Raw genomic sequence first — 4228 nt, 5'->3', positions numbered from 1 at the left:
ATTGATTCAACAATCGCTAATAATTTTTGCTTACCGCAACTTATTGAGCGGATACTCATTAACGATATTTTCATCTATTAATAAGGTATTGAAGCGTTCTGCCCTTTTTAATACTCCACTTGGCATTGCTATCATACTAAAGCCAGGACTATTGCCAGTTATAATTTGATTGAAAGTATTTTGTCTACCTAACTCATCAAAATGAGGTCTAAATAAAGAGGTAATAGTTTGGAATAGTTTTGGATGCTTTGATTTTGTAATTTTTAATGTGAAAGAGTCCCGAATAACTCGTTCGGCAACATGAGCATCATCAAAGATTACGGCTCTAGGGAAATGCTTTCTCTGTAGAGCGCTAAAACCATTGAACATACTTGCATACGTTGTAATAGAGAAAGCCTTCCCAGTCTCAAAAAGATTATTATCAAAATCTTGACTTATTCGTAGTGTACAGGCAATACCAAGTTTTTCAGTTTCTTTTTTAGTTTGCTTAACAAGGTCGATCGTCCCACAAAGATATGTTACATTTTGTATACCTTCATTAACTAGGCTTTGAGCAATTAGCAAACCTACTAAAGTTTTACCTGCTCCTGTGTTTAGAGCTATTAATATATCTGATTCCTTACGCTTCTTGTGCCATTCTTCTAAGGCTTCAGTCTGACCTCGCCATAAATCATTTGGAGTACTTGGCAAGTTAGGAAGCCTCTCAAAGATTTCTACTGGATTTAGCGGTTTAATGTTACCACTAGGTCGCTTGAGTTTAGAGAAATTCATAATCTGGCAAGTTATACGTAAATACTTATACAATGATAACTGCTTGATAGTAATAAAGCTAATATTTGCAATAATTTATACCTTTAATCACGATATTTTACGTATAAACCGCAACATTTCCCGATCAATCAACTCTCTACTCACAATTGCAACCCTCTACTACAGTAATTTCACCATTTTTATTTGACCAGTAAGTATGATACAGACCTTAGCTGAGTGGTATGAACAAAATTATTTTAGTATTGATGGTTCACTGAAAAAATTCTATGCATTAGACAAACTTGAGCGGCAAAGTTTGAGATTGCTTTATCTTTTATCTGTGCGATCGCTACTCCTCCCAATTAACCAACACCCCATCCACGATCGCAACCCCCCACTGCGGAAACTTCACCAGCACCTTTTTAATCACAATTCGCAAAGCCGGGTCATCATTCCAACACTCCTGCAAGAAGTCAAAGCCCGGATTCTGCCCCGAATTCGCCGCTCGATTCAGTTTTTCCCTTCTTACAGGTCGCATATTTGACCTTGCTACAATCGCCTCATGCGACCACTTTTCAGAATTTGTCGCAGATACGGCGGAACCTTCACCCTCATAAACGGTTTTGACTTCTTCACCTGAAACCGAGTTTTCAGCCGAAAACGTTGCAGAATAACCTTGCTCTACCTGCCCTTGAGTTTGATGAGCGATCGCTGAACTTAAACAAAATTCATTTTGAGCTACGGACGCGGCGGAACAAGTACCTTCATGACAGTCCCGCGCCTCAACACCACAATTTTGATTTTCTCCTGGCAACAAAGCAGATTCACCCTGTGCAGCATCCACAAGCGTTAGCGTCGTGCAGTCCATTGACGTAGGCAAGTCTTTCTCTTTCTCTGACACGCCTTGAACAGACTGAGGCGACGCGCCCCCCAAGGGCGTATGAGCCGTCTCCTCAACTTGCAAAATCTCATTTAGCGTGTCAGAGATACATCTCACAAACTCATTTGATGAGTTTGTGAGATGTTCCTGAGTAGTTCGTGAGGGTTCACAGAACCCTTGCTTTAACTGACTTTCACTTAAAATAAATGCTTGATACGAAGCACGCATTTCTTCAGAGCCAGCATCTTTATCTGAATCCCCAGCATTTGATTCTTGTTTTTTAGCATCTGGTTTTGGTGACGCAAAATTGCCTTTCTCCCAAAATTCCTTCATTCGGCTACCATGCAAATTCTTTACCATCCAACTAGCCGTTTCCCTGCCATCTTGAATCGATTTGTCCGGCTTGAAAATAAACAACCCGCTTTCAGATAGAATTTTCTTCGCAGAGATAAAAGTACTGTACCCTAAAGCAGAAGCCAAAGGCATCCACCGAGAACCATAAGGGTCAGCCGTCCAGCACTCCTGCCATAGTTGATTGACTGATGGTTTTTGCTGCGATGCCCACAACATATCTTCAATCGGAATAATCACATGAAGCCTTTTATATAGGGATTCCTTTTTGCTGACGGCAGTAGCCTTTTTGAGCTTGGGTCTTGTGATAGTTGCGGTCATTTTACAATCTCCTGTTATATTGACGCACCGAATTTTCCCTACAGCGATTGCAGGGTTTGGTACTTGTATCTGGTTGTCTAAAAAGTTACCGAGTTACTGAAAACCTATTGAGGTTGCCAGAATCGCAACTCATCTCGGAAATACCTGTCAGTCTTTTTCGATTGCTCCTTCCAGCAATCCCAAGCCACCACTACTTCCTCGCCTAAATCCTCTACAACTTCACCCCTCTCGACATACAAAGTACGGTAGGGGTCAGCATGGGCAACTATAGAACCAACTTGAATGGTGTTCGGTTCAGTAGATGCCGTTTGAAGTGCGGTAATTAAATCAGTCTCTTGGGTGGTCAATTCCGCCAAATAATCTGATTTAATCACCTCGTACTCTTGGGCTACATCCCAAAACTCTTGCCACGTACACCCCGGTTTAGCTAGCACTGCCCTAATATCACTAACCGCCTGGGGCAACATTTCCAATTGCTCGGCTCGATATGCGATCGCAGTTGGTGTAGGTTCGCTCCCCAAAATTATCGCCGCTGCTTCGAGTGCTTGGGTATTGTTCATTGCACTGGCAAGATTCTTCAGTGCCATGCCCATCAGCCGCAGACATTCTTGGGCATTCTCTTTTGGGGGTTCAACTGTTAGCGATCGCAGGTCAATGGTTTTCTCCAATGCTTGCTGAACCTTCTTGTTTAGCGCTTTAGCCCCTTGTTTAGTGTAAGTATTTCCCCAATCTTGTCCAGTCCGAGGCTCTTTAGAATTTTCCAAATCCTGAATGCGCTGCCTAAGCTGTTGGTTCTCAGTCTCCAACTGTCGTAGCGATTCCATCTCGTCTAAGCGCTGCTGCAATTGGATATTCTGCTCCCTCTGCTGCTTATACAGGTTTTGCAGAGATTGGATTTGCTCAATTACCTGGGCTTCGGCTTTAGCCCCTGCTTCTACTTGCAAACCAATTTTCAATTCCTGGAAAAGTCGCTCTAACTCCTGTTTATGACGTTCTTCAATAGCAGCGATCGCCTCAGAATATTCTTTTGGGTAAGTACGCTCACTCGATTCGGACACAATTGCGTCATTTAAATCAGCCAAATCACTATTGTTTACCAGCAACCTTTCGCCATCAGCAAAGGTGACAATCTGCTGATAGTTATTCGGTGCGTCTGCCTCAATCACTCCCGATTCACCATATTTAGGATGTGAAAGGGAAGAAACCGTGACAGAATTACACAATTGCGTTTTGAGTTTTTCTTGTTTTGTCCTACTGGTTCCCGTGGGTGACATATTTTTTGGAACGACCTTCTGAACTGCTTTAGCAAAATCGGCGGCAGTAGGAAAGGGTTTTTCTTTGGCTGCGATCGCTACGACTTCGTTCAGCTTGTCGGGAGTTTTGACCAAACGAAGTAGGGGGCGAGTTTGAGAGGGCTTGGTAGTCTTGTCTTTCAGTTCCTCGGGCAGAGTATCAACTACTTTCTTCGCAGACAGCAAATCTCTGACGCGGCGATATCCCCCGTGTTTGGTCAACTCACTTTCGCAATAAGCTTCAAAGCTCTTGTGTCCACCATCTTGGTAATAGCCTTTATCTCGCATCAGTCGAAGTTCATCGGATGCTTGCCACTCAAAACGGTCGATGGCGGTGAAGGTTTCCTGGATGCTGGTGTTGAGGTTGCTGTAATCGAGTGCTGTTGTTTGTTCAGAGTCTAGTGTCAGCATATCTCTTGCCCACTATGGTAAATGCTCGGAATGTTGCAGGTAGTAAGGGACTTGCGGGAGCCGTCAGGCTTCTCGCTTTTAGTAGTTATAGCAGTAGCCATATACGTTAGGACATATAATATGATTAGCAGTGTTAAATATGTAGCTGAAATCTTTGATCGATATTATGGCTAAATCCTATAGTTATGATTTACGTCAAAAAGTGATTCAAGCAATTGAACTA

3 protein-coding genes are annotated in these 4228 nt (G+C 42.8%); all 3 read right to left on the bottom strand.

Annotated features, from left to right (window positions below; genetic code table 11):
- Positions 1-30: 30 nt before the first annotated feature.
- A complete protein-coding gene (locus HWQ38_RS12220; RefSeq protein ID WP_292793673.1) occupies positions 31-771 on the bottom strand; it encodes a DEAD/DEAH box helicase family protein in 741 nt (246 codons plus the stop codon).
- A gap of 328 nt (positions 772-1099) precedes the next feature.
- Positions 1100-2302, bottom strand: a complete 1203-nt coding sequence (locus HWQ38_RS12215; RefSeq protein WP_292793671.1) for a hypothetical protein — start codon at positions 2300-2302, stop codon at positions 1100-1102.
- 104 nt (positions 2303-2406) lie between these two features.
- Positions 2407-4005: a hypothetical protein gene (locus HWQ38_RS12210; RefSeq protein ID WP_292793669.1), complete on the bottom strand. Its 1599-nt coding sequence runs from the start codon at positions 4003-4005 to the stop codon at positions 2407-2409.
- Between the last annotated feature and the right edge of the window lie 223 nt (positions 4006-4228).

The organism is Nostoc sp. NMS7, assembly GCF_017115085.1.
Taxonomy (GTDB): domain Bacteria; phylum Cyanobacteriota; class Cyanobacteriia; order Cyanobacteriales; family Nostocaceae; genus Nostoc.
Note: the sequence above shows the minus strand (reverse complement) of the source record. Positions and strands in the feature narration are given on the sequence as shown.